16 protein-coding genes, 1 other RNA gene and 2 pseudogenes are annotated in these 23,839 nt (G+C 60.7%); 14 read left to right on the forward strand and 5 right to left on the reverse strand.

Annotated features, from left to right (window positions below):
* The first annotated feature begins 76 nt into the window (after positions 1-76).
* The 4 genes from MMB48_RS00810 to MMB48_RS00825 are packed head-to-tail and all read left to right on the forward strand — an operon-like array spanning position 77 to position 2,356.
* Positions 77-364: a DUF4244 domain-containing protein gene (locus tag MMB48_RS00810; protein ID WP_012576605.1), complete on the forward strand. Its 288-nt coding sequence runs from the start codon at positions 77-79 to the stop codon at positions 362-364.
* Between the two features lie 5 nt (positions 365-369).
* Positions 370-747, forward strand: coding sequence for a TadE/TadG family type IV pilus assembly protein (locus MMB48_RS00815; RefSeq protein ID WP_032745132.1), 378 nt, complete (start codon positions 370-372; stop codon positions 745-747).
* A 53-nt stretch (positions 748-800) separates the two neighbouring features.
* Positions 801-1,178: an Rv3654c family TadE-like protein gene (locus tag MMB48_RS00820; protein WP_012576607.1), complete on the forward strand. Its 378-nt coding sequence runs from the start codon at positions 801-803 to the stop codon at positions 1,176-1,178.
* 47 nt (positions 1,179-1,225) lie between these two features.
* On the forward strand, positions 1,226-2,356 hold the full coding sequence (locus MMB48_RS00825; RefSeq protein WP_032744997.1) for a diacylglycerol/lipid kinase family protein: 1,131 nt from the start codon (positions 1,226-1,228) through the stop codon (positions 2,354-2,356).
* A 195-nt stretch (positions 2,357-2,551) separates the two neighbouring features.
* Here MMB48_RS00825 and MMB48_RS00830 read toward each other — a convergent pair whose 3' ends face one another.
* Positions 2,552-3,151 carry a TetR/AcrR family transcriptional regulator gene (locus tag MMB48_RS00830; RefSeq protein ID WP_032744996.1) on the reverse strand — a complete coding sequence of 200 codons (600 nt, stop codon included), beginning with the start codon at positions 3,149-3,151 and terminating at the stop codon, positions 2,552-2,554.
* 195 nt (positions 3,152-3,346) lie between these two features.
* Between MMB48_RS00830 and MMB48_RS00835 the strand changes: the two genes are divergently transcribed.
* Both MMB48_RS00835 and recR read left to right on the forward strand, forming a co-directional pair.
* Complete coding sequence (locus MMB48_RS00835; RefSeq protein ID WP_032744995.1) at positions 3,347-6,055, forward strand: DNA polymerase III subunit gamma and tau; 2,709 nt, start codon at positions 3,347-3,349, stop codon at positions 6,053-6,055.
* Between the two features lie 25 nt (positions 6,056-6,080).
* Positions 6,081-6,683, forward strand: coding sequence for a recombination mediator RecR (gene recR, locus MMB48_RS00840; protein WP_007051621.1), 603 nt, complete (start codon positions 6,081-6,083; stop codon positions 6,681-6,683).
* On the opposite strand, the gene MMB48_RS00845 is transcribed toward recR, so the two are convergent.
* Complete coding sequence (locus MMB48_RS00845) at positions 6,680-7,813, reverse strand: class C sortase (RefSeq protein WP_032744994.1); 1,134 nt, start codon at positions 7,811-7,813, stop codon at positions 6,680-6,682. The two genes, recR and MMB48_RS00845, sit on opposite strands and share 4 nt — an antisense overlap.
* Positions 7,814-8,224: 411 nt before the next feature.
* Between MMB48_RS00845 and MMB48_RS00850 the strand changes: the two are divergent.
* The 3 genes and pseudogenes from MMB48_RS00850 to MMB48_RS00860 form a co-directional block, all read left to right on the forward strand.
* Positions 8,225-8,668 (forward strand): annotated as a pseudogene (locus tag MMB48_RS00850) (DUF4143 domain-containing protein); the annotation flags it as partial.
* A gap of 364 nt (positions 8,669-9,032) precedes the next feature.
* Positions 9,033-9,797, forward strand: coding sequence for an aspartate kinase (locus tag MMB48_RS00855; protein WP_012576614.1), 765 nt, complete (start codon positions 9,033-9,035; stop codon positions 9,795-9,797).
* A 55-nt stretch (positions 9,798-9,852) separates the two neighbouring features.
* The gene (locus tag MMB48_RS00860; protein ID WP_012576615.1) at positions 9,853-10,419 is read left to right on the forward strand and encodes an ACT domain-containing protein; all 567 of its coding nucleotides are present in this window, start codon (positions 9,853-9,855) and stop codon (positions 10,417-10,419) included.
* 77 nt (positions 10,420-10,496) lie between these two features.
* On the opposite strand, the gene asd is transcribed toward MMB48_RS00860, so the two are convergent.
* Positions 10,497-11,591: an aspartate-semialdehyde dehydrogenase gene (gene asd, locus MMB48_RS00865; protein ID WP_032744993.1), complete on the reverse strand. Its 1,095-nt coding sequence runs from the start codon at positions 11,589-11,591 to the stop codon at positions 10,497-10,499.
* A gap of 233 nt (positions 11,592-11,824) precedes the next feature.
* On the opposite strand from asd, the gene MMB48_RS00870 reads away from it, so the two are divergent.
* Positions 11,825-12,445 (forward strand): DUF5701 family protein, encoded by a 621-nt coding sequence (locus MMB48_RS00870; RefSeq protein WP_032744991.1) that lies wholly within the window; start codon positions 11,825-11,827, stop codon positions 12,443-12,445.
* Between the two features lie 2 nt (positions 12,446-12,447).
* Here MMB48_RS00870 and MMB48_RS00875 read toward each other — a convergent pair whose 3' ends face one another.
* Positions 12,448-14,028, reverse strand: coding sequence for a metallophosphoesterase family protein (locus MMB48_RS00875; RefSeq protein ID WP_032744989.1), 1,581 nt, complete (start codon positions 14,026-14,028; stop codon positions 12,448-12,450).
* Between the two features lie 688 nt (positions 14,029-14,716).
* Here MMB48_RS00875 and leuA point away from each other — a divergent pair.
* Positions 14,717-16,633, forward strand: a complete 1,917-nt coding sequence (gene leuA, locus MMB48_RS00880; protein WP_012576620.1) for a 2-isopropylmalate synthase — start codon at positions 14,717-14,719, stop codon at positions 16,631-16,633.
* Positions 16,634-16,702: 69 nt separating this feature from the next.
* Here the strand turns inward: leuA and MMB48_RS00885 are convergent.
* Positions 16,703-18,868 (reverse strand): annotated as a pseudogene (locus tag MMB48_RS00885) (transglycosylase domain-containing protein).
* 429 nt (positions 18,869-19,297) lie between these two features.
* Here MMB48_RS00885 and ffs point away from each other — a divergent pair.
* From ffs to topA, 3 genes are all read left to right on the forward strand, one after another.
* Positions 19,298-19,392, forward strand: an RNA gene (ffs, locus tag MMB48_RS00890) — signal recognition particle sRNA small type.
* Positions 19,393-19,463: 71 nt separating this feature from the next.
* The gene (locus MMB48_RS00895) at positions 19,464-20,612 is read left to right on the forward strand and encodes a phosphatase PAP2 family protein (RefSeq protein WP_032744983.1); all 1,149 of its coding nucleotides are present in this window, start codon (positions 19,464-19,466) and stop codon (positions 20,610-20,612) included.
* A 126-nt stretch (positions 20,613-20,738) separates the two neighbouring features.
* Complete coding sequence (topA, locus tag MMB48_RS00900; protein ID WP_032744981.1) at positions 20,739-23,828, forward strand: type I DNA topoisomerase; 3,090 nt, start codon at positions 20,739-20,741, stop codon at positions 23,826-23,828.
* Positions 23,829-23,839 lie beyond the last annotated feature (11 nt).

The following is a 23,839-nucleotide window of genomic DNA, read 5'->3' on the forward strand; positions in this document are numbered from 1 at the left end:
GGCCAACCACTCACACACGCATGGGGAAGGTGCGAAGCCACTGCGCAGCTTCCCCTCCTTACCGAAAGGAACGCCAATGAATACCCCTATCCCCGTCATCGTCGACGGGCAGGCCGGCATCTTCGCACACAGCAAGGCTCGTGTGGCCACGCTGAACGCCAAGGCAAAAGAACGGCTATGCCTCATGGACGCACGCTTCCGCACCCTCATGGCTGAGCCCGAAGAAGGCGCAGCCACTGCGGAATACGCAGTCGTGCTCGTTGCGGCTACAGGCTTTGCGGCAGTGCTGGTCGCCATCCTGAAATCGGACGCCATCAAGACGTTGCTGACCAACATCATCAAACAGGCTCTGAAAGTCGGGTGACAGCCATGAAGACCATGACATGCCGATGGCGGCTCGCCAGACTGCCGCCAGACCTATGCACAGGATCGGCCACCGCCGAATTCGCGATCGTATTGCCCAGCGTTATCGCCATCGCCGGGCTGATACTGGCAATAGGACGTGTGGTCATCGTTTCCATGGACTGCCAAAGTGCCGCGGCAGCGGCTACACGCGAGTTTGTGGTTACCGGTGACGAATCATCCGCGCGCAGCATAGCTGCGGACGTTGCCGGGGGAGATCCCCGCGTCAGCATTGCCCACAACGGCCAATCGACGAGCGTGATGGTCGAATGTTCGGTACTGCCCGGTCCACTGGATGTCACTCCAACGCAGGTTACCGGCAACGCTACGGCGATAAGACAATAACTGGTCGGCTGCTGGCTGGGCGGCCGCAATAGAAAGGAATTGCGGTGCAGGGAATGCGTTATGAGGAGGGGTCGGGCACGATGGCCGGAGCCATGCTGGTTATGGCGGTGAGCATTGCGCTCGCGGTGGCGGCAAGTGTGGGCAACCTCATGATCTGCCAGAATCGAGCGCGTTCCCTCGCCGACCTTATTGCCGTTGACGCCGCGTATGCGCTGTGGCATGTGGATATCGGTGATCCATGCGCGCTTGCCGCAAACATGGCTGAAGCGAATGGCGTCACGCTGGGCTCCTGCTCCGTGCGGGATGAAGACGTGTTGGTAACCATCAAGGTGGAAACCATGGTTCCGGTGGCATCATCCGTGGAGCGGACGGCTCGGGCCGGACCGGTGAATTGTACGGAAGGAGACAATTATCACAATAATGGACCGTAAGCACTGATGCTCTGGCGGGCTTCTGGACCTTTGGTTAAGGTGAGAGCATGAGCGAGAGTGAACGCACAGAACGCCGTCGCGTGGTGGCCATGGTGGGCAATCCCACTTCCGATAAGGGTCGTGGTGCCAAGGTGGATGCGCGAGTATTGGGACTGCTGGAGGACGCCGGCCGTGCCCATAACTTCGACGTCATCGACATCACCGGCACGAGTTTCGACGATTCCCTGAACCAGGCGCGTGAACGCGCGCACGAGTACGACTATCTGGTGGTGGTCGGCGGCGACGGCATGATCGCACTCGGTGCCAATGCCGTGGGTTGCGGCGGTAAGCCGTTGGGCATCGTGGCCATGGGATCGGGCAATGATTTCGCTCGGGGACTTAAGCTGCCGGTCAATCGCATCGAAACCGCAGTGGAAGGTATCGTCGGCGCTATCGTGCGCGGATCACACATTGATGTGGACATGGGACGCGTGACCTCTTTAGACGGTGGCTATGCCGTGAACCCATCCACCGGCGAGGAATACGAGTACCAGGAGAGCAAGTCTGCCGAGCATCCGATTGACCGGTACTATGCGGGCATGCTGTCCTGTGGTCTCGACGCGAGCATCAACGATCGTGCGAATCATTCGCATCTGCCGACCGGCACCATGCGCTACTTCGTGGCGGTGCTGGTGGAGCTGACGCATATGAAGCGTTATGGGTACCACATCAAAGCCACGCTGGCGGACGGTACCACGGATGAACGGGACATCGTCACGCCGTTGCTGACGATTGCGAATTCGCGTCATATCGGTGGCGGCATCGAGGTCTCGCCGTACTCCTGCTTCTCCGACGGGCTGTTGGACCTGGTGTGGATGAATCACGTGCCGAACTTCGGCGAATGTGCGGTGGCCATCTCGAACGCCTATAATGGCAAGCTGCTCGCCTCAAAGGTGTTCGGGTGGAAGCGCATACGCGAGATCGAAGTCACGCGGGCAGCGGAAGGAGACGAGCCACCGGTGCTGATGGCGGACGGCGAATACATCGGGCATCTGCCCTTCAGGGTGATGGCCGAGGACTGCGCACTGCGCGTGCTGGTGCCGCCGGCCGTAGCCGCCCGTGAGGTGGACTCCCGACAGGAAGTGCTTGACGCCATCGCCCGAGACGGTCGCGACCCCGTAACCGGCCAGTTCGCCTGACCTGATTATATTGGCTCCCCTCATTAGGCTGAGCCGTAAAGCAAACAGTCCAGTGCTGTTTGTAGGCGAGGGTTCGACGATAGTCGAACCAGAAGAGAGTCAGCCGTAGGCTGTTCGCAATTGCGGACGAGCTGGCCGCGAAGCGGACTGAGGGGAGTACGGGAGAGCGGTACCAGAGCCAATGGCCGTCAGACTTCAGACGACATAGCTTTCGATATGCAGCGTCTGCGCCATGACCTCTTTGATGGTTCGGTCGCTGATGTTCGGATGCGAGCGAACCAGCGAGATAAGCCCCACGATTAGCGTGAAGAATGTCTCATGGACGTTGGTGATTGGCAGACCATGCATCTGCTCGAAATCACGTACGGTGGTCTGGGCAATGTAGTCGGCAATACGGTCCGCCGCGCGGTCAATGAACTTGATATACAGTTCGGCGTTGCCATCTTGGATCATACGGTTCGAAAAGGGGCTCTCGTCGGCGATCAGGGAACGGAGCACGCGCACGATGTCGTCTAATGCCTTGTTCACGTTGCCTGTTTCGCGCGCTTGGTTCCACTGCTTCAATGTGGTGAGGATTTCGTCGATGACGTCGTCGAGTACTGCGTCGGCTACGGCTTCCTTGTCTTCGAAGTAATGGTAGAACAGTGAACGCGTCATACCGACTTCGCTTGCGATGTCGGAAACGGTGATTTTGGAGAAGCCTTTTTCCAGACACACTTTGCGCGCGGCTTGCACGATGGCGTCGCGCCGGGCATCGCCACGGGTAGGGCGTTTCTCGTCGAGGATATCGCTCATGGGTGCCTCCTGACTACAACCGTTATTGACACTATGTTAATACAAAGAAAGCGGTTAATAACAATAAAAATGCGGTAACCGTTGTCAGATGAATGTCGTTGGAATATAAAGAGTTTTCCTGATTCGGCAACTATGAGCCCGGTTTATCTTGACTTTTTATCGGTTAATTCTGAGGGCAAAGGTAGGTTAGTAGCTATGGCACTTGCATTGTATCGTCGCTATCGTCCGGACACCTTCGAAGGGGTCATCGGTCAGGACCAAGTCACGGTCCCGCTGATGCGCGCCTTGGACGAGGGCAAGCTTACGCATGCCTATCTGTTCTCAGGGCCGCGAGGATGCGGTAAAACCAGCTCCGCGCGTATCCTGGCCCGTTGCGTCAACTGTGCCAAAGGGCCGACTTCCCACCCCTGCGGCGAATGCGAAAGCTGCAAGGACCTGGCCACCGGCGGTCCGGGTTCCATCGACGTGGTCGAAATCGATGCGGCCTCGCACAACGGTGTGGATGATGCTCGAGAATTGCGAGAACGCGCTGGGTTCGCCCCTGCGCGCGACCGCTATAAGATTTTCATTCTCGATGAGGCCCATATGGTCACGCAGCAGGGCTTCAATGCGCTGCTCAAAATCGTTGAAGAGCCGCCTGAACATGTGATGTTCATCTTCGCCACCACCGAACCAGACAAGGTGATCGGCACCATCCGTTCGCGCACCCACCACTATCCGTTCCGTCTGGTGCCGCAGGAAGTCATGGGTCCCTACTTGGAGACGATCTGCGACAAGGAAGGCATCAAGCCCGAGCCCGGTGTGCTGAAACTGGCGATGCGCGCCGGTGGCGGCTCCATGCGAGATACCCTGTCTGTGCTTGACCAGCTGATGGTTGGTTCGGTCGAAGGCGTTATCACCCATGATGCCGCTGTAGCCCTGCTCGGCTTCACGCCAGAGGCGCTGATCGGTGAGGCCGTGGATGCGGTAATCAATCACAACGGCGAAGCCCTGTACGGCGTTATCCAGAAAGTCGTGGTCGGCGGATTCGATCCGAGACGATTCGTCGAAGACCTGTTGGCTCGTGTGCGTGATCTGCTGGTGCTTACGTTGGCTGGGGACCGTGCGGAATCCGTGCTGTCTGACACGGCCGAGGCCGAGGATATGGACGACTTGCACCGTCAGGCCAAGGCGTTGGGCCTGGGAGCCCTGACCGCCATGGCAGACATCATCAACACTACGTTGGGTGCCATGACCGGAGCCATTTCTCCGCGTATGCGCTTGGAACTGCTGGCCGCGCGATTGTTGGCCGGCAGTGAATCAGGCTTTGCGACAGCCGCTCCCGCGCCAGTCGCTTCTGGTATGCCGCCTGCGGCTGCTTCTTCGACTACGTCAGCCGCTTCCGGTGCGGGTGCCAGTGGTTTTGCCGGCTCATCGCGAGGCGGGTTTGCCGGAGCCTCACATGGCGGATTCTCCGGTGCTGCACGCAACCAGCAAGCAGCCGCGCCTCAGAGCACCGCTTCCCATGAATCTGTTGGAGGCAATGGCCCTGTCAACGGCCCGGTCAGCGACCGACCCGCGGGCTCTCCGTCTGTGCAACCTGCTGTAGCAACTACTGCTGCCAATGCCGGGTGGGGCGCTCCCGCCGCGTCGCCGGCCGCCCCGGCCCAACCGGTGGCCTCGCCTGCGGCATCGGATAATCGGTCCATCGACGAGAAGTGGGATGCAGCCGTCGCCGCTTTGCCGGAAACCATTCGTGAATATGTGTCACGAGACAAGGTGCCGACCGTAAAATTCGGTCCCAACCGTAAGGGTCTGCCTTGCCTGTCGATGACGTTCGACAAGTCGCTGAGCCAGCACGCTTTCGCCTTGGCCGTGGATAACAGCGGTAAGAAGGCGGCGGCCGTGGTGATGGATGCCGTGCGCAACGAGTTCGGTGCCAATGCAGTTATTGCACCTTCTGCGGTCGCGGCGAATGGCGAGCGAGTCGAATCCGTCAAACGTATGAGCCCGGAGCAATTGGCCAAGGTCAAGCAGCAGATTGCCATGGCCAAGGCCGGATTGGCCGCGTCGAGTTTGGGCGCGGGCCTGGGCATTCATATGGGGAGCGAGCCGAAAGCTCCGAAGCTGGCTGCAACAGGCCAAGCCGAGGATACGGACGACAGCCATCGAGCCGATCAATCCGGTGCATCCACGGCGGCGAAGAGCTGGAGTAACGATGACCCTTGGGCCAAGCCGGCCGTAAGCAACGCTTCGCCGCAATCTGCAGACGGGTTCGCACCTAACGAGCCCGCTACTACGCCTGCGCCCGAAGAACATCACAAGAAGCATGTTGCGGTTCCGGACATCAGTGATGGTGTTGATCCGTGGGCCGCTCCGGCCGCTCCTGTTGCTCCTGCTGCACCCGCTGCGTCCGCTGGACCCACTGAACAGTCCACGGGGCAGCCAGCCACCGCATCTTCCGCTACGGCAGCTGCCGGCGCAAGCGATGATCCGTGGAATCAGACGCAGTCTCAGGCCGCGGTCTCACCGGCGTCGCAACCGGCCGAAGCCGACCCGTGGAACCAGCCATATCAGCAGTCTCCTCACGATGATCCGTGGAATCAGCCGCAGGGGAACCATGCTCAGGCGGCTCCGCAGGCCACCCCGCACGGTGATCCGTGGAATCAACCGCAACCCGCACAGCCGACGCCGAATGCCGACCCGTGGAATAGCCAGCCGCAGCCCCAGCCGAAACCACAACCGCAAGTCGCGGCCGAGGATGACGAATACTCGATGAACGACCAGTCGCTCGGCGAGGCGACGGCCATGAATCTCGACGATCTGAAAAAGCTATTCGAGGTCAAAAAAGTCGAGCAATTCGCGGCAGATGATCCGAAGAACCCCAAGAACATCCAGCCTGCCAAGAAGCACTCGGATGAATAATGAGGACGAATAACGAGGAATACCCATGGCACTTGCTTATGACGGCGCAATACAGCGACTGATCGACGCTTTCGGGCGGCTGCCCGGCATCGGGCCGAAGGGCGCGCAGCGTATCGCCTTCTACATGCTGTCCGCGCCCGAAGATGAAGCGCGCGATCTGGCCGAGGCCATCGAGGAGGTCAAGGCCAAGATCCGCTTCTGTGATATTTGCGGCAACGTGTGCGAATCCAGCCCCTGCCCGGTATGCGCCGACCCGAGACGTGACCGTTCGGTGATCTGCGTGGTCGAAGAGCCCAAGGATGTGATGAGCATCGAGCGCACGCGCGAATACCACGGCCTATACCATGTGCTCGGCGGCGCAATCAACCCAATGGCCAACGTTGGCCCTGCCGACCTGCGTATTCCCGGTCTGCTCAAACGCTTAGAAGGCGATGAGGTCAAGGAAGTGATTATGGCGCTCGACCCGAATATTGAAGGCGAGGCCACCACCAGCTACTTGACCCAGCTATTGCGACCCGTAGGTGTCAAGGTCACCCGACTTGCCAGCGGCCTGCCGGTGGGCTCCGACTTGGAGTACGCCGACGAAATCACGCTGGGCAGGGCGCTGGCCGGTCGGCGTGAGGCCTAGGCCAGCGTATCATTGGCGCTTTCGCCCTTGCGGCGCATCCACGGCCAGAATGCGCCGTGGCGGATGATGCGCGCGGCCTTGTGCCGTCGTGCCAACCAGATAATGAACAGTCCTGCCGCCAGTATGCCCAGACCAACACCAAGGGCGATATTGCGCGCGTCAAGCACGTCATTCGGCTCGGGGGCCGGCATCGGAATTGCCACGCGGTGCCCGGAGATAAGCAGTCGATGCGTGTTCACGCCGTATGGCGTACAGGTCATCAAGGTGACACGGTCCTCACCCGGCACAATCTTGAGCTTCGACGTGTCATCCGGCAAAATCACCGAAATGCGGTCCACTTTGTAGCCCAAAGTTTCGCCCATGACTTCGATGTAGAAGAAGTCGCCCTCTTTCACCTCGTCCAAACGGGTGAACATCAGCGCTTCAACCAACCCGCGGTGCCCGGTAATGACCGAATGGGTGGATTTACCTCCCACCGGCAGCGACGTGCCGTACAAGTGGCCGGCACCAGAAGCCAGTGCTTCCTCGGAAGTGCCGTGATAAATCGGCAGATTGATGGACTGTTTGGGCACCTTGATTGCGCCCATCACGCCGTTGCCGGTATTAAGCAGTGACTGGTATTCCTTGTCTTTCTTTGAGGCGGAATCCTCGCCGCTGGCTTGGGATCCTCCTTGGGCGGCGGAGAACGGATCGACGGCTTCACCCAAGATGGGCTGGCCGGATTCAGCGAGTTTCTTGTTGTATGTGCGGGCCGCCGTGAGCTTGTCTTCCGCCTGCGGATAAGGCCAGCCGGCTACTTCTTTGGCTGTGGTGGCGGTGGTGGCGGCCAAGTTGCGGTCGGACTCGAATTGCAACGCTAGCGGGAAGCAGGCCACGGCGATTGCGGCGATCAGCAACACAATGGTGATGATGCGCATCGCCCACAGGTTGCGTTGCAGGCGTCGGCGCTTGGCCACGAGATCGCTGATATCGATGACTTCGTCAAATGGTGTTGGAGCGAATGCTGCGGGCTCGGGACACGCTGAGGAAACGTTGTCATTTGCAGATGTGGCATCCGGCATGGCCGCGTTGTTTTCCCGCATTTCCTGTGAGGCACGCTTACTCGTCGAACGTCGATGCAGCAATGCCATAGTCGCCTGTTCCTTCGCTTGATCTGCTCATGATTTGCTTATACAAGACGGCCGGCCCGTCTTAGTCGTGGTTGGCATAGGTGCTGCCGCAAATGGCAACGCCGCACGTGCCACACTGCGAGACGTTACTCCGCACCAAGCCTTTCATGCAACATGCCGACGAGGGCCATAGGGGGCAATGTAGGGGGCATAAGAAGTCCGAAAAATGCGATATGAACAACGTTGCTACGGCTGTAAGTGATGTGGCTTACTTTGGGCAAGCCGTTGAGATGCAAGGGACCGCAAAGGATTGCAAAGTATGGCAACATGATAAGCCGCGGTGCCGGCAATATTTGACAGAGCTTTCAAATAGGGGGGGTATGAATGCATAAAGAGGGAATATATTGCCCCGATAAAAATCAGTTCATATCATTACGTTCTAAGACTGCAGTGAGAACGAGCCCAACCAGACACTTCAGCGACCCGTCGATAGCTTGTGCGGTACTGCACGCGACCCCGGAGAAACTCCTTAATGATTTCGAGACCTTTGGCTTGCTGTTTGAGTCCATGTGTATTCGCGACCTGCGTGTGTATGCTGATGCGCTTGGCGGAGATGTGTTCCATTATCGGGATAAGACGGGATTGGAATCTGATGCGGTCATTGGCCTGCATGATGGACGATGGGCTCTCATTGAGGTCAAGCTCGGAGAAAAGCAGGTTGATATTGCGGCGGCCCATTTGAAAAAGTTGGCTGACAGAATTGATCAAGATCACGAAGGCCGTCCGTCATTCTTGATGGTGCTGACCGCTACGGCTGCCGCTTATCGCCGGGATGATGGGGTATTGGTAGTGCCGTTGGCCACGCTTGCTCCGTGAGCTCGTATCGTGCGTTTGACCGATCGTTCTCAACCCAAAAGGAAAAGGCCCGGGCTGCGGAACCGGGCCTTGAAAAGGAGAGAGGAAGAAGAAGGTATTCAGTTATGGGGGTTCTGCGGAAACCTCGCCGGTTTGCTTTCGTTTGCCGGTAATTGATAGTTAACCGCTCGAATCTCAAAGGATGGATGCGGCTGCCTTAAAGAACCACCGGTGAAAACTTGAATATTTGCTGAACAACGTAGGCCATGCCCGTGTCCACATGCCGGCGCGGGGTCGCGGGGTGAACGCGGCAACCTTTATAATCGTTGCGTTTGCGTAGAATATCGACCAAACAAATCTCTAAGAGAAGAACAAAAGGACAGCAGTGGCTCTCATCGTGCAGAAGTACGGCGGCTCGTCGGTCGCCGATACCGAATCGATCAAACGTGTGGCCAAGCGCGTTGTTGAGACGGAAAAGAAGGGCAACAAGGTGGCCGTGGTGGTCTCCGCCATGGGCGACACCACCGATGACCTTATCGATCAGGCGCTGAGCATCGACTCCAACCCGCCCGAGCGCGAGATGGACATGCTGATGACCGCAGGCGAGCGAATTTCCATGAGCCTGCTGGCCGTGGCCATTCACGCCGAAGGCAGCCGCGCCCACTCCTTCACCGGTCAGCAGGCCGGCTTCTTCACCGACGCCCGTTACGGCGCGGCCCACATCAAGGCCGTGAGACCGGACCGCGTGAAGAACGCGCTCTCATTGGGAGACATCGCCATCGTTGCCGGCTTCCAGGGCATCAACGCCAAGGGTGACGCCACCACGCTCGGTCGCGGTGGTTCGGACACGTCCGCCGTGGCACTCGCTGTGGCCCTTGGTGCCGACATCTGCGAGATTTACACCGACGTGGACGGCATCTTTACCGCTGATCCGCGCATCGTGCCTTCTGCCCGCCGCATTCCGTCCATCGATTATGAGTCGATTCTGGAGATGGCCTCCTGCGGCTCCAAGGTGCTGGCACTGCGCTGCGTAGAGTACGCTCAGCGTTTCAACATGCCGTTGCACGTGCGCTCTTCGTTCTCCCGTCGCCCCGGCACGCTGGTTGTGCCTGACGGCATTGACCCGCGCACGCTGCCGAACCTCGACTGAGCGCGGCTATAGCGAACAAGAATCGTAAGTAACTTCAACCAAGACAAGGCAAGACATGACTGAAGAAGAAGCGAAATCCATGGGCGACCTGTTCCCTGACCTAGGCCCCGAGGCGCCGGTGATTTCCGGCATTGCCCACGACCGTTCCGAGGCGCTGGCCACCGTGCGTGGCGTGCCGAACGAGCCGGGTATGGCCGCCAAGGTGTTCACCGAGCTGGCCACCGCCGGCGTGAACGTGGACATGATCGTGCAGGCCGGCGCATCCGTTGGCACTGCGGACATCTCCTTCACCGTGCCCGAATCGGCCGTCAAGCAGGTGCAGAACACGCTGCTCGACAAGCAGGAAGTGCTGGGTTACCACTCCTTTGATGTGAACACCAACGTCGGCAAGGTAGCCGTGGTGGGTGTTGGCATGAAGACCCACGCCGGTCTGGCTGCCAAGTTCTTCCAGGCTCTGAGCGATGAGGGCATCAACGTGCTGATGATTTCCACTTCCGAGATTCGCATCGCCGCACTCGTGCCGCTCGATCAGCTCAACGATGCCGTCAAGGCGCTGCACACCGCATACGGTCTCGATGCCGATCAGATCGAAGCCGTGGTGTACGGCGGTACTGGCCGCTGAGCCGCTGAGCCGCGTTTGCGGTATATACGACGAAAGCCCTCCTCACGGAGGGCTTTTGCGATTTTAACGAGTTTCAACTACTTCTTGGTGATGTAGCCGAGAGCCTTAAGCATTTCGGCGCATTCAAGGGCACCGCCGGCTGCACCGCGCAGAGTGTTGTGGGCCAGACCCACGAACTTCCAGTCAAAGATGGAGTCCTCGCGCAGACGGCCGATGGAGACGCCCATGCCACCCTCGTAATCCACATCGAGCTTGACCTGCGGGCGGTCATCCTCGGTGAGGTACTGGATGAAGTGCTTTGGTGCGTGCGGCAGCTCCAGCTCGGAAGCTTTGGACGTGTAGTTCACCAGACGGTCGATAAGCTCTTCCTTGGTGGCCTTCTTGCCGAAGTTCAGGAACACGGTGGCGGTGTGGCCGTTGAGCACGGGCACGCGGATGCACTGGGAAGTGATCTTGAGGTCGCCGTCGAACGGCACGATCTCGCCCTTCTCGGCGTCCACATGACCGAACACCTTGAGCGGTTCCTTCTCGGACTTCGCTTCTTCACCGGAGATGAACGGGATGATGTTGCCCACCATCTCAGGCCAATCCTTGAAGGTCTTGCCTGCGCCGGAAATCGCCTGATAGGTGCTCACAACCACCTCACGCGGTTCAAATTCCTTCCACGCGGCCAGTGCCGGCGTGTAGGCCTGAATCGAGCAGTTCGGCTTGACGGCGATGAAACCACGAGTAGTGCCCAGGCGCTTGCGCTGGTGCTCGATCACCTCGAAGTGCTCCGGGTTGATCTCCGGCACCACCATCGGCACGTCCGGGGTCCAGCGGTGGGCGCTGTTGTTGGAGACCACCGGGGTCTCGGTCTTGGCATAACGCTCTTCAATGGCGCGAATCTGGTCCTTCGGCATGTTTACCGCGGAGAACATGAAGTCCACGTTCGCGGCCACGGACTCGGCATCGTCTCCATCGACGACCACCATGTTCTTGACGTATTCGGGCATCGGGGTTTCCATCTTCCAACGGTCTCCGACCGCCTCGGCATACGTCTTGCCGGCGCTGTGCGCGGAAGCGGCAAGGGTGACCACCTCGAACCACGGGTGATTCTCAAGCAGCGTGATAAAACGCTGACCGACCATACCGGTGGCACCAAGGATGCCGACCTTTATCTTTTCGGGCATGATGACCTCTATGACCTTCGGGTTTCGATGGGCTGATACGTTCAAGCGACCGTCTTGCAATGGCCGCAAATACACGGTAATTGTACGAAACATGCAGAACAACAGTGGCCGTCTTCCCATATGGTGGCTCGGCGGTGCACCCCATGGCGTACCCCGCGCCGCGCAGCCCGATATCCTCTCCATAACTGGCAAAGTGACTAGCGAAGAGACGGCAGTGTTCTACACTGGTAGCCATGTCTATCGCATCAGTAGAGGCGCAAAAGCAACTCGATCGTATCGTGGCCCTCGGCTACCCGGACGTGGCGGATATGAGTGCCGCCGCATTCCGCGCGCTTGCCGAGCCGCTCATCGGCGCGCTCGAGCATTCCGATCTCGGCTCGAACATCCTACTGGTGCCTACGCGCGAGCTAGTCTCGCCCGAATCGCTGATTGCGCGAACCTCCATCAACCGCATGGCCGGCTTTACCACCATGCCTCCGCGAGACATCGCCAGCTTCCTGCCGCAAGACGGATTCATGCCGCCGGAAGGCCCGTTCTATCTGGTCGTCAATCCACACACCGGCACGTGCTATATCAATCGCGAGCCGGATGTGGCCCGCAAGCTTATCGACTCCGATGAGCGCCTGCCGCTCACCCTCGAGGAAGGCTTGGCCATCGCCACCCAGCACCCGGAGTGGCTGCTGGAAAAGAACGGCTTCAATCTGCTCGGCTCACGCTCCGCAGACGGCCGTGTGCCGAGCATCTGGATGAGCCAGAACGCACCGCGACTGGGAGCCGTCTGGCCCAATTCCCGCCATACCTGGCTGGGCAACGCGTATTGCACGGCCCGTCGCGGGGTGAGCCTGTTTAAGTAGGTTTAGCGCGCGGCCTTGATCAGCGAACGGATGATGGCTATAAAGCCAAGGCTCATCGCGCCGGCCACCACGGCGAACACCTGCGGGCGGCGCAGCTCGTTGCGCGCGCTGACCGCTCCGGTAACGCAATGATCCTCGAACCAGACGCGCAGCTCGTTGCTGGAGTAGCGGCCGACCAGATTACCCCATGTGAGCATGCGGGTCACATAGCCCGCCGGATTGCTCTCATGGAATTCAAACAGGCGAATGCCGCGGTACCGCGACTTGGGACCATAGCATTCGAACCCACACGTGGGCGCATAGCCCAGATCGATATCATGCACATGACCAACGAAAGAGTTCTTATGGTCATGCCCGCAGAACAGCGCGAAATAGCCGCCAGCCTCGCGCAAGGCATCCACCTCGCCCACATTCTCGTCCGCGCAGCCGATCGCCTCGCCGAGCCGCGAGCCGGGGCGGCAGACCTCATGGTTGAGCACATAGCAACGCCCGGCGTGCGTGCGCGCGCCTTCCACGGCGTTCGGCGTCCATGCGGGCACTTCCTTCAGACAATCGTAGAATTCCTGCGGCGGAATGTGCTGGAAGGCGATGGCCGGCACGGGCTTGCCGTCGCCATTGCGCTCGCCCAACTCGGTTTGGACGGACCCCAGCCATTCGATGGCCTTGGGGGTGGGGGTGCCGTACCCGTCGGCGTCGGCTAGGTCAAGTCCTCGCGGATTGACCACATACGCCGGGTATTGGGCGTCGTTTTCTTCGGGTTTGCCGGCATAATCGCCTGAATTGACCATCATAACGGACATGGCCACGCGGCCGGAACCATCGGAGGACTCGACGGGCAGCGCGAACGTGCCGGGCTCGAGACTGTCGTCGGGGTTCAGGCAGCCGGGGTATTCGCGGTAGATGTCATCCTGTTCGTCGGCCAGAATGCCGCATTGGAAGTCGTGGTTGCCGTAGGTGGCGGCAAAGGGCACGCCGGCCTCGACGACCGGACCAAGGAAACCGGAGAACGTGCGGCGGACCTTTTCGCGGGTCTCATTCATGAGTTCGTCGAGGGTCGCCGGCGTCTCGTGTGCGGGGCTGGCCTTGCCGGATTGCGTTGAATATACGAGGGTGGAAACCGTCTCGGGCGTGGGGCTGGTCTCAACGGAATCGCCTACTTCGGAAGTCGTGATCACGTCGGTCGAATCGGCGCCGGCAGCGGCGACGGCGTTCGTCACGGTATCGGGGTCAAGCAGCGCGGCTGGAACAGGCTTGCCGGCTTCGGTGAGACGATCGGCCACGCGATCGGATACTTTGCGAATTACGGGGTGACGCTTGATCCCGCGGATTTTGGCCTCGATCTCGGTGACCGCGCGCACGCGAGCGCCCGGCTCCTCGCCGCGGCGGCGCAGGAACGTGTCGATGTAGGCGGGATCATAGCCGCGGATCTGGTCGCCGGTGAACACCACAAGATCCGGATCGGCTTCGCGGATGGCCTCGCGGATGAGGCGGATGGTGTCGGGCAACACATCGGGGCCGTCCTGTACGTCGGCCATTTGCAGCACGCGGAAGCTGCCGTCTTCGCGGAATCGCAAGCTCGTCATAGCTCTTCAGTCTATGTTGCCGGGCGGCGGATCGCCCGCGCGTTCACAGGACTGGCACAGCAAGGGACGGGGCAGGGCGGGGTGCCGCAGCCGTGTTGTTGCTTGATGGTGCCGCGATTTTGTCATGCAGCGTCGGTGGAGATCCAGACAGCGTCCCTATGCTGACGTTCTGAGACCATTGGCGTCGTTACTGATTCATGGAATGGCCCGGCGCCGACGCTCAAAGAGGCTAGCGTCGGCGGTGGGCCAATATTTGTCGCGTTGCCGATGGTTGTGGGCCTCGTAGTGTCGGTAGTGTGCCATAGCCTGGCAGTTTGCCGACGATAAGCTTTCCCAGAGTCGGTATTTCGCCATAAGTTGGTCCGCTGACGACGCTGAGCCGTTTGGCTGTCGGTGCAGTACCAATATTTGGCCCGCCGCCGACGTATGGAGGGCCATCTGGTGGGGTATCGCAGGCGGGGTGTTGTGCCGGAGTCAAAGCGTGGCCCGGCGCCGACGCTGAGTGCCCTCATGCCAGCCAGGTGCATAAGCAAATGCCACGATACGGCATTTCCCGCGGGTTTGCCCGAACCGGCCTGTAGGATGTTACGTGCGTATTGACAAATCCGCGTGGCCCGGCGCCGCCCTGGCACAACGCCGCAGTCGCGTCCGCAAGAGGGCCCGCGCAATAACCAGTAAAGGAGGAACAATGGGTCAGGATCAATCATCCGTTTTTGATCTCGCAGCGGTAGCCGCAGCGTCCAATGGGGGGAACAACGACCCGCTGCTGCCTCCGGCGCGATTCATCGGCGATCCGCAGAAGCCGAGTCGTATGCCGTACAACAAGTACGCCTCATACAGCGAGCAGATCCCGTTTGATTACCCGGAGCGCACGTGGCCGGGCAAGCGACTGCAGCGCGCGCCGCGCTGGTGCTCCGTCGATCTTCGCGACGGCAATCAGGCCCTCGTCAACCCGATGGATTCCGAACGCAAGCTGCGTTTCTGGAACCTGCTCGTCTCCATGGGATTCAAGGAGATCGAGGTGGGCTTCCCGTCCGCTTCCGAGACCGATTTCGACTTCATCCGTATGCTCATCGAGCGTGAGCTTATCCCGGACGACGTGACCATCGTGGTGCTCACCCAATGCCGCGAGCACCTCATCCGCCGCACATACGAGGCGCTGAAGGGTGCCAAGCGCGCCATCGTGCACTTCTACAACTCCGTGTCTGTGCTGCAGCGCGAGGTCGTGTTCCGCAAGAACAAGGAAGAGATCAAGAAGCTCGCCACCGACGCCGCCGAACTGTGCAAGGACCTCGAGAACGAGGCCAAGGGCATCGACCTGTACTATGAGTACTCGCCGGAATCCTTCACCGGCACCGAGCCGGAGTACGCCGTTGAGGTGTGCAACGCCGTGATCGGTGTTATCAAGCCGACTCCCGAGCACCCGATGATCATCAACCTGCCCGCCACCGTGGAAATGACCACGCCGAACGTGTTCGCCGACGAAGTGGAGTACGTCTCCACCCACCTTGACGATCGTGATTCCGTGGTGCTCTCCCTGCACCCGCACAACGACGAAGGCATGGGCGTGGCTGCCACCGAGCTGGCCGTGTTGGCCGGCGCCGACCGCGTGGAAGGCTGCCTGCTGGGCAACGGCGAGCGTACCGGCAACGTCGACTTGGTCACGCTGGGCCTCAACTGGCTCACCCAAGGCATCGACCCGCAGCTTGACCTGTCCAACGTGCCCGAGATCCGCAAGACGGTCGAATACTGCAACCAGATCAAGATCTCCGAGCGTCACCCGTACGCCGGCAACTTCGTGTTCACCGCGTTCTCCGGTTCGCATCAGGATGCCATCAAGAAGGGTCTCGAGGCTCGTCAGGTGGCCGCCGAGCGCGCTGGCGCTGATCTTGACAGCTTCGTGTGGCTCGTGCCGTACCTGCCGATCGACCCGAAGGACATCGGCCGCACGTACGAGGCCATCATTCGCGTCAATTCGCAGTCCGGCAAGGGCGGCATGGCCTACCTGCTCAAGACCAACCACAATCTTGACCTGCCCAAGCGTCTGCAGATCGAATTCGACAAGATCGTGCAGAACTACGCTGACACGACCAAGAAGGAAGTCAAGGACGGGGATATCTGGCGTCTGTTCAAGGACGAGTATCTGCCGGTCGAACAGTCCGGCATGACCGCCGCCGGTGTGGTTGTGGGCGATACGCATGACGCCTCGCTTGAGCCGTGGGGTCGGCTGAAGCTGCTCAAGGTGGCCGTCAGCTCCGGGGAGGATGGTTCCGATACCGTGCTCAAGGCCCGCCTGCTCGACCGCGGCGTGAACGTCGGGGACGATGAGCCCGTGGAGCGCGAGGCGTCCGGCATAGGCAACGGTCCGATCGCCGCCTTCCTGAACGCCATTTCCAACTTCGGCGTGGAAGCCTCGATCATGGATTACGTGGAGCACACCATGTCCGTCGGCACCGACGCCATGGCAGCCTCGTACGTGGAATGCCAGATCGGCGAGGCCGATGACGCGCAGATCGTGTGGGGCGTAGGCATCGACTCGTCGATTACCACCAGCGCCCTGAAGGCGATTATCTCCGCCATCAACCGTTCTCAGCGTCAGCGCTGAGCGCTAACAGAGCAAAACGAAGCTCCCTCTGATTGCATCAGAGGGAGCTTCGTTGTCTGTGTCTACTTACTACTTGACGCCGTTGGTGTCGGTGTTCCCGCCGGTGCCTCCGGAATTACCCATTATCGTTACCGTTTGTTCTCGTTGTCTCCGTCGGTAGTGGTGCCGGGATAATTCGGGCACTCGGTGGAATAGCTCGGATTGGCGAGGCACTGCTGGGCGAACTCCTGGGCCTGCTGTCGCTTCTTGGCTTCCTCTTCGGCCGCCTTCTGCTGTGCGTCCTGCTCAGCCTGCTTCTGCGCGTCTTCGGTGGACTGCCTGTTGGCGTTGGACTGGTTGTTGGCGTAGGGTTGGACGCCGCTCTGCCCCCTGGCCAGGCCCCAAGTGCCATCGGGGCCGCCGATCTTGCCGTTGTCTTTGGCCGTCGGGAACTGCTCCACCGCCGTGCCCTGCAGGGCCTGGGCCATGAATTCCTGGAACAGGTGCGCCGGATATCCGGTGGAGGAGATGCCATATCCCGAGAAGGCTGGCACCACTTGAGGATTGCCGTTGCCATCCGGGTTCCAGATGGCCCAGACATTCATCATGCTTGGGGTGTACCCCACGAACGATGATGCCAGTTCGTCGTTGGCGGTGCCGGACTTGCCGGCGATGGGACGGCCCAGCTTGGCCGATGTGCCGGCCGCGGTGCCGTAGGTGGTCGTGCCCTGCATGGCTTCCTGTACCAGGGCGCAATCATTGGCGTCGAACACCTTGGTGCCTTCGCTGGGTGCGTTGTACATGTCCTTGTTGTGGGAGTCGAGCACTTTGGACACCATATGCAAGGTGTTTTTCACACCATTGTTGGCGATGGTCGAATGGCCCTGCGCCAGATCCCATACGGTCAGGGCGTTGATGCCGAGCACGTTGTACATGGAGGCCTCGTCGATGTCGCCCTGGATGCCAGCCTCATGGGCGATATCGGCCGTGCGTTTCGGCGTCAGATGCTCATTGACGTTCATGAACACCGTGTTCACCGAGTTCGCGGTGGCCTGATACAGATTGATGCTGCCCCAGTTGTTCTCCAGAGCGTTATTCACCTCTTGATCCAAGCCGGTGAAGTGCTGGTGGGAATTGCCGTTGAACAACGTATCGAAGCTGACGCCGGATTGCGCGGCCCCCCAGCAAAGCGAACGGCTTCATAGTCGAACCCGGTTCGAACAGGGCCTGATCGGCGTTGTTGAGCTGCTTGGACAGATAATCCGAACCGGCGTATACGGACAATACTTCACCGGTCTTCGGGTCCAGCGCTATGCCGCCGATCTGCAGGGATTCAGGCATGTCGCCCAGGCGGGTGTCGCCGATGGACTGCATGAGATCCTGCTTGCCCTTGTCGATGGTGCTGATGATCTTGTATCCGCCGGTATCCAAATCCTCTTTGGTAAAGGCCTTGGACTGCACCAGCTCACGGCGCACCATATCCAGCAGATAACCGTTCGGCCCCGCGTACTCGTTCTGCTGCGCCACCGCGGCGGTCTGCGGGAACTTGGCATCAGTGTACTGCCTGGCGGTGATGTAACCATCCTCCTGCATGATGTTCAGCACACGCTTGAAGCGCGATTTGGCCATATCGGCGTTATCGGCTGGATCCCACGTGGACGGTGACGGAATAATGCCGGCGATCATCGCCGCCTCAGACAGCGTCAGATCCTTGGCGTCCTTATTGAAGTATGCCTTGGCTGCTTCCTGGATACCGTAGGAGTTGCGGCCCAGATAGATGGTGTTCATGTAGTTGCACAGCACCTCGTCCTTGGACTCGGTCCGTGCGATCTTGAGGGCCATGATGGCCTCGCGCGCCTTGCCCGCATAGGATGTGGTTTCGCCCATGTAATACCGCTCGGCATACTGCTGGGTGATGGTGGAACCACCTTGGCGCGTGCCCTTGGTCACATTATTAATGAATGCGCGGGCGATGCCCTTCAGATCAAGACCTTTATCCGTGTAGAACGTACGGTTTTCGGACGCCACAATCGCGTTGCCGATGTAGTCCGGCAACCCCTCGCAAGAAATGATTGAACGATTCTGCTCCGCGTAGGAGCCGATCGCGGTGGTGCCGTCCGCGTAATACACGGTGGTTTTCTCGGCCAACGCGAACTTTTCGGGTTGCGGGACCTCAGTGGTGGTGTACAGATATGCGAATACTGCGATACCGGCCAGCACGCCCAGCCCAATCAGGGAGAAGAAGATGCCCAGCACCCATTTCAGTACACGGTGCTTGCCTTTTCCCGTGTTCTTCTTCCTGTTCGGAGCTCGATGGCTATTGGAAGCCTTGTGGCTTGCGTGGCGGGAACGGCTCTCCTGGGGCGTATAGGGGCCCTCCTGCGCGGAGTGGTCGGCTCTGCTTTGCGCGGTGCGCGGTTGCCTCAGAGCGGGGCCATTGCCTCCCGAATGTGCACGACGAGTATAAGAAGCCATGGTGTCCACCGTAACTGTTGGCCTTGAACAATCGTTTGACGTGAGCGTAACCACACGCGTTGATACCGGTATTTTTCCGGAATTCTTACAATTGGGAACGCTCCTTGATACGGCGTGAATATTGCCTGAATGCGCTGGTTGGCCTGCCGCGCGACCCGGCACGCACGTTTCGTGTCGTTGCGCTGGTCCATACGTCTCCATAGACTTATCCCCAGCCTCCACGCGGCGCTATGTCACCCAACTCCCCCAGGGCAGGAATGCAGCAAGGGTAAGTGGCCTCTGGCGGGTGCGTGGAGGTTTTCTTTATGTGCGGATTTGGCTGTGAGCTGGCACTAGCGTGGTCCCCTGTCCGGGGCGCGGCCGTACAGTCGAACGTATGAATGACGCACAGACCCCTAGAATTCGTGACCCGCATGCGGCGGTCAATCTGGTCGGCTCAGGCGCAGCGCAGCCTGACTCGTCGTCGAACGTTGTTGACCCATTGGCTGCGCTCGGCCCGGTCTCCGGTTCAGATGCATCGGCATCCACATCAGGCTCCTTACGGGATTTCAGGCCGCTGGACATGAACGATGCGGATGGGGCATCTGATATCGACCGTGGCTTGGCCCGGCTTGACCCGCTCACCGTGCGCCCGCGAATCTCCAGCCGCGTACTGTGCGTGGTATTCGGTCTGCTCCTGATCGCTGTCGGCTTCGGCGTGTGGTGGGGGTGCGTGTTTACCGAAAACGGACAATCGTATGACGAACTGGTTTGGAAAAACCTGCACAACGATGTACCGTCCTGGACCACCGGCGTGATGAACGCCGTCGCACAATCCTGGCTGGTTATCGCTGTCAGCTGCACAATTGCCGCAATCGGCATTATTACGGCGCTGATTCGACGCCGCTGGTGGTTGGCCGGGCAAATCGCCGTGTTCGCCGTGGTCTGCTTGGCCGTCACCCGTATCAAGGGTCTGTTGCCGCGTCCGTTCATCATCAACACTGAATCGCCTGCCGCTAATTCCGCGCCTTCCGGGCATGCGATGCTGGCCGCAGCCTGTGCTGTGATTCTGCTGCTTGCCGTGCCTCGTGCGGTTCGAGCTTTGGCGGGCGTCATCGGCGTGGTTTGGGCGGTGACCGTGGGCGTTTCCGTGATATACGGACAATGGCATCGCCCTTCGGATGTGGCGATGTCCATCCTGCTGGTGGCGGGATTGGCCCTGCTCGCTCTGGCAGTTACACGCAAGTCCGGCATGGACGAGCCGGGCCACCGCGTCTCCTCAGTGAGCGTGCAAATCGTCGGCAGCGTGCTGATTACCGGGGGCCTGCTGTTGCTCGTCTACAGCGGTTATGTGATCTGGCAGGTGGTGCCGGGGCTCAACGTCAGCGCCAGCTGGGCGGTTCAGGGAGCGAATGTCAGCGCTGTTGTAGGCATTATGGGCGTGGCCATGCTCGCATTCGGACTGTTGCTGGCCCTGCGTCAGATCACCGCCGCGCCCTTAAGCCGGCTGGGGCTGATCGGCGCTCCGCCGGCACCGCCCAAATGATAAAACATGGGGTGCGAACGGCCGAATTTGTCCGGCGCAACGGCGGAATTTGGCAGTTGGACATGATTCATGAGTATTATGACGCCAGAAACGTCGTGTGTTTCGCGCAATACATAAGGAGTGGGTATGGCTACCAAACTGGTGATTGTGGAGTCTCCGACCAAGGCCCACAAAATCGGTGACTACCTGGGCAAGGGGTATACCGTCATGGCGTCGGTCGGTCATATCCGCGACCTCGCGCAGCCCAGCCAGGTGCCCGTGGCAGACAAGGCCAAGTTCGGCAAGTTCGGCGTGGACGTCAACGACGGGTTCAAGCCCTACTACATCGTGGACGGCGATAAGAAGCGTACGGTCAGCGAACTCAAATCGGCCCTGAAGAACGCCGACGAACTCTATCTGGCGACTGATGAGGATCGCGAGGGCGAGGCCATCGCGTGGCACTTGGTGCAGACCTTGAAACCCAAGGTGCCGGTCAAGCGCATGGTGTTCCACGAGATCACCAAGAACGCCATCAACGCCTCGCTGGGCAAAACGCGCGATGTCGACAGCCATATGGTCGACGCTCAGGAGACTCGCCGTATTCTCGACCGTCTGTACGGCTATGAGCTGTCGCCGGTGCTGTGGCGCAAGGTGGGACCGGGCCTGTCCGCCGGCCGCGTGCAGTCCGTGGCCACCCGACTGATCGTGGAACGCGAGCGCGAGCGTATGGCGTTCAGGCGCGCGCCGTACTGGGATATCGTCGCCACGCTGTCCGCGCCTGACGCGCTGGGGGAGCGTGGCGAATTCTCCGCCCGCATGATCGCGCTCGGCGGCAAGCGACTCGCCGGCTCCAAGGATTTCGGTGCCGACGGCCAGCTGACCCCGGACGGGTTCGCGGCGAACGTTCGCCAGCTTGATGAGGCTGGTGCCACCGCCGTGGCTTCGGCACTGAAGACCGCCGATTTCACTGTGATGTCGATGGAAACCAAGCCGTACCGCCGCCGCCCGCAGCCGCCGTTCACCACCTCGACCCTGCAGCAGACCGCCGGCAATCGCCTCGGCATGGGTGCTCGCGCCGTGATGCGTGCAGCACAGAGCTTGTACGAGAACGGCTACATCACCTATATGCGAACCGATTCGGTGACGCTGTCGCAGGAGGCCATCGCCGCCGCCCGCAACGCCGTCTCCTATCATTTTGGCGACGCATTCCTCTCTGACGAGCCCAAGCAATACGCCACCAAGACCGCCGGCGCGCAGGAAGCCCACGAGTGTATTCGCCCGGCGGGCTCGCGCTTCCACGACCCGGATGAGCTGGCTTCCAAACTTCCCGGCGACCAGCTGCGCCTATACACGCTGATCTGGCAGCGCACGCTTGCCTGCCAGATGGCTGACGCCACCGGTTCCACCGCCACCGTGCGCCTGTCTGCGCCGGCTGGCCCCACCGAGGGCGAGGCCGTGTTCCAGGCGTCCGGCACAGTCATCGAATTCCCCGGCTTTATGAAGGCCACGGGGGAGGGACGCAAGCCCAAGGCCGCCGCTCCCGGTGCCGGGGCTGGCTCGGACCAGGCTGCTGCTGCCGCCGGCAAGACGGACGCCAAGGCCGTCAGGGGTGACGCATCCGAATCCAACACCTCCCTGCCGCCGATGAGCGTCGGCCAGCAGGTCGAGGCAAGCGACATCGAACCGGACGGCCATGAAACCCAGCCACCGGCCCGCTACACCGAGGCCACGCTGGTCAAGACGCTGGAGGCTAAGGAGATCGGCCGCCCGTCCACCTACGCGAGCATCATCTCCACGATTATGGATCGCGGCTATGTGTATGAGCGTGGCCGTGCGCTGATCCCCAGCTGGCTGGCATTCTCCGTGACCAAGCTGCTGGAAACGAACTTCCCCAAGCTGGTCGACTACCAGTTCACCGCCGAGATGGAAAACGGCCTTGACCGCATCGCCCACGGCGAGGAATCCGGCCGCGACTGGCTCACCCACTTCTACTTCGGCTCCGGCGAGGGTGCCGCCCGCAACGCCGACGAGGCGCACGAAGGCCTGCAGCAGCAGGTCGCGCAGCTCGGCGAGATCGACGCGCGCGCCATCAACACCATCGACATCGGCGACGGCCTGCACGTGCGCGTCGGCCGTTACGGCCCGTATCTGGAAGATATGGAGCATCTGGACGCCGAAGGCAACCCGAAGCGCGCCTCCCTGCCGGACACCATCGCGCCGGATGAGCTGACGGTGGCCGTGGCCCGCGATTTGATCGACAACCACTCCGGTGGACCGCGCGAGCTGGGCGTTGACCCGGTATCCGGCGGTACCGTCGAGGTGCGCAATGGCCGGTTCGGGCCGTATGTGGCGTTGGTGCCGCCGGCTGAGGCTTCGGCTGGCGCTGCTGGTGATACTGCTGGTGCTTCTGCGGCCAAGAAGGGTTCGAAGAAGGCCGCGGCCGCCGCCGCGTCGCGCCCGAAGATGGCCTCGTTGTTCAAGACGATGAGCCCTGAATCACTGTCGCTGGAAGACGCGCTAAAGCTGCTGAGCCTGCCGCGCGAAGTGGGCACATACGAGGAAACCAACGCCGAAACCGGCGAGGTATCCGAATGCACGGTGGCCGCCAACAACGGTCGCTACGGCCCCTACCTGACCAAGACGGGTGCCGACGGCAAGTCGGAGACCCGCTCGCTGGCCTCGGAAGACGAGATCTTCACGGTCGATATCGACAAGGCCAAAGAACTGTTCTCGCAGCCCAAGTACGGCCGCGGGCGTGGCCGTGGTGCCGCCAAGCCGCCGCTGCGTGATTTGGGCAAGGACCCGAACACCGGCAAGAACGTGACCATCAAGGACGGCCGTTTCGGCGCGTACATCACCGATGGCGAGACCAACCGCACGGTGCCGCGCCAGTACACGCCTGAATCCATCACCCCTGATGACGCCTTCCGACTGCTCGCCGAAAAGCGTGCGGCTGGTCCCTCCACCCGTGGCCGTCGCGGTGCTGGGCGTGCCGGTGGCGCCAAGGCCGTTGCCGGCAAGGGCAAGAAGGGCGCTGCTTCGGCTGCGGTTTCGGCGCAGGAGGCCAGGCGCGCCGAACGCCGTGCCGAGGTGAAGAAGCTGGCGAACAAGGGCTGGTCCAACCAACGCATCGCCGAAAAGCTCAGCTCCACCGCCGCCACCGTCAAGAAGGATGTCGACTGGCTGACCGCCAACGAGGGCTACGAGCGCCCCGCCGTAATTCCCAAGCGTGGCTGAGCGGAATTATT

Source organism: Bifidobacterium sp. FKU (assembly GCF_026016385.1).
GTDB lineage: Bacteria > Actinomycetota > Actinomycetes > Actinomycetales > Bifidobacteriaceae > Bifidobacterium > Bifidobacterium infantis.

Coding starts and splice junctions, on each gene's coding strand:
- MMB48_RS00810 (WP_012576605.1), top strand. CDS start 77: ATGAATACCCCTATCCCCGTCATCGTCGACGGGCAGGCCGGCATCTTC.
- MMB48_RS00815 (WP_032745132.1), top strand. CDS start 370: ATGAAGACCATGACATGCCGATGGCGGCTCGCCAGACTGCCGCCAGAC.
- MMB48_RS00820 (WP_012576607.1), top strand. CDS start 801: ATGCGTTATGAGGAGGGGTCGGGCACGATGGCCGGAGCCATGCTGGTT.
- MMB48_RS00825 (WP_032744997.1), top strand. CDS start 1,226: ATGAGCGAGAGTGAACGCACAGAACGCCGTCGCGTGGTGGCCATGGTG.
- MMB48_RS00830 (WP_032744996.1), bottom strand. CDS start 3,151: ATGAGCGATATCCTCGACGAGAAACGCCCTACCCGTGGCGATGCCCGG.
- MMB48_RS00835 (WP_032744995.1), top strand. CDS start 3,347: ATGGCACTTGCATTGTATCGTCGCTATCGTCCGGACACCTTCGAAGGG.
- recR (WP_007051621.1), top strand. CDS start 6,081: ATGGCACTTGCTTATGACGGCGCAATACAGCGACTGATCGACGCTTTC.
- MMB48_RS00845 (WP_032744994.1), bottom strand. CDS start 7,813: ATGGCATTGCTGCATCGACGTTCGACGAGTAAGCGTGCCTCACAGGAA.
- MMB48_RS00860 (WP_012576615.1), top strand. CDS start 9,853: ATGACTGAAGAAGAAGCGAAATCCATGGGCGACCTGTTCCCTGACCTA.
- asd (WP_032744993.1), bottom strand. CDS start 11,591: ATGCCCGAAAAGATAAAGGTCGGCATCCTTGGTGCCACCGGTATGGTC.
- MMB48_RS00870 (WP_032744991.1), top strand. CDS start 11,825: ATGTCTATCGCATCAGTAGAGGCGCAAAAGCAACTCGATCGTATCGTG.
- MMB48_RS00875 (WP_032744989.1), bottom strand. CDS start 14,028: ATGACGAGCTTGCGATTCCGCGAAGACGGCAGCTTCCGCGTGCTGCAA.
- leuA (WP_012576620.1), top strand. CDS start 14,717: ATGGGTCAGGATCAATCATCCGTTTTTGATCTCGCAGCGGTAGCCGCA.
- MMB48_RS00895 (WP_032744983.1), top strand. CDS start 19,464: ATGAATGACGCACAGACCCCTAGAATTCGTGACCCGCATGCGGCGGTC.
- topA (WP_032744981.1), top strand. CDS start 20,739: ATGGCTACCAAACTGGTGATTGTGGAGTCTCCGACCAAGGCCCACAAA.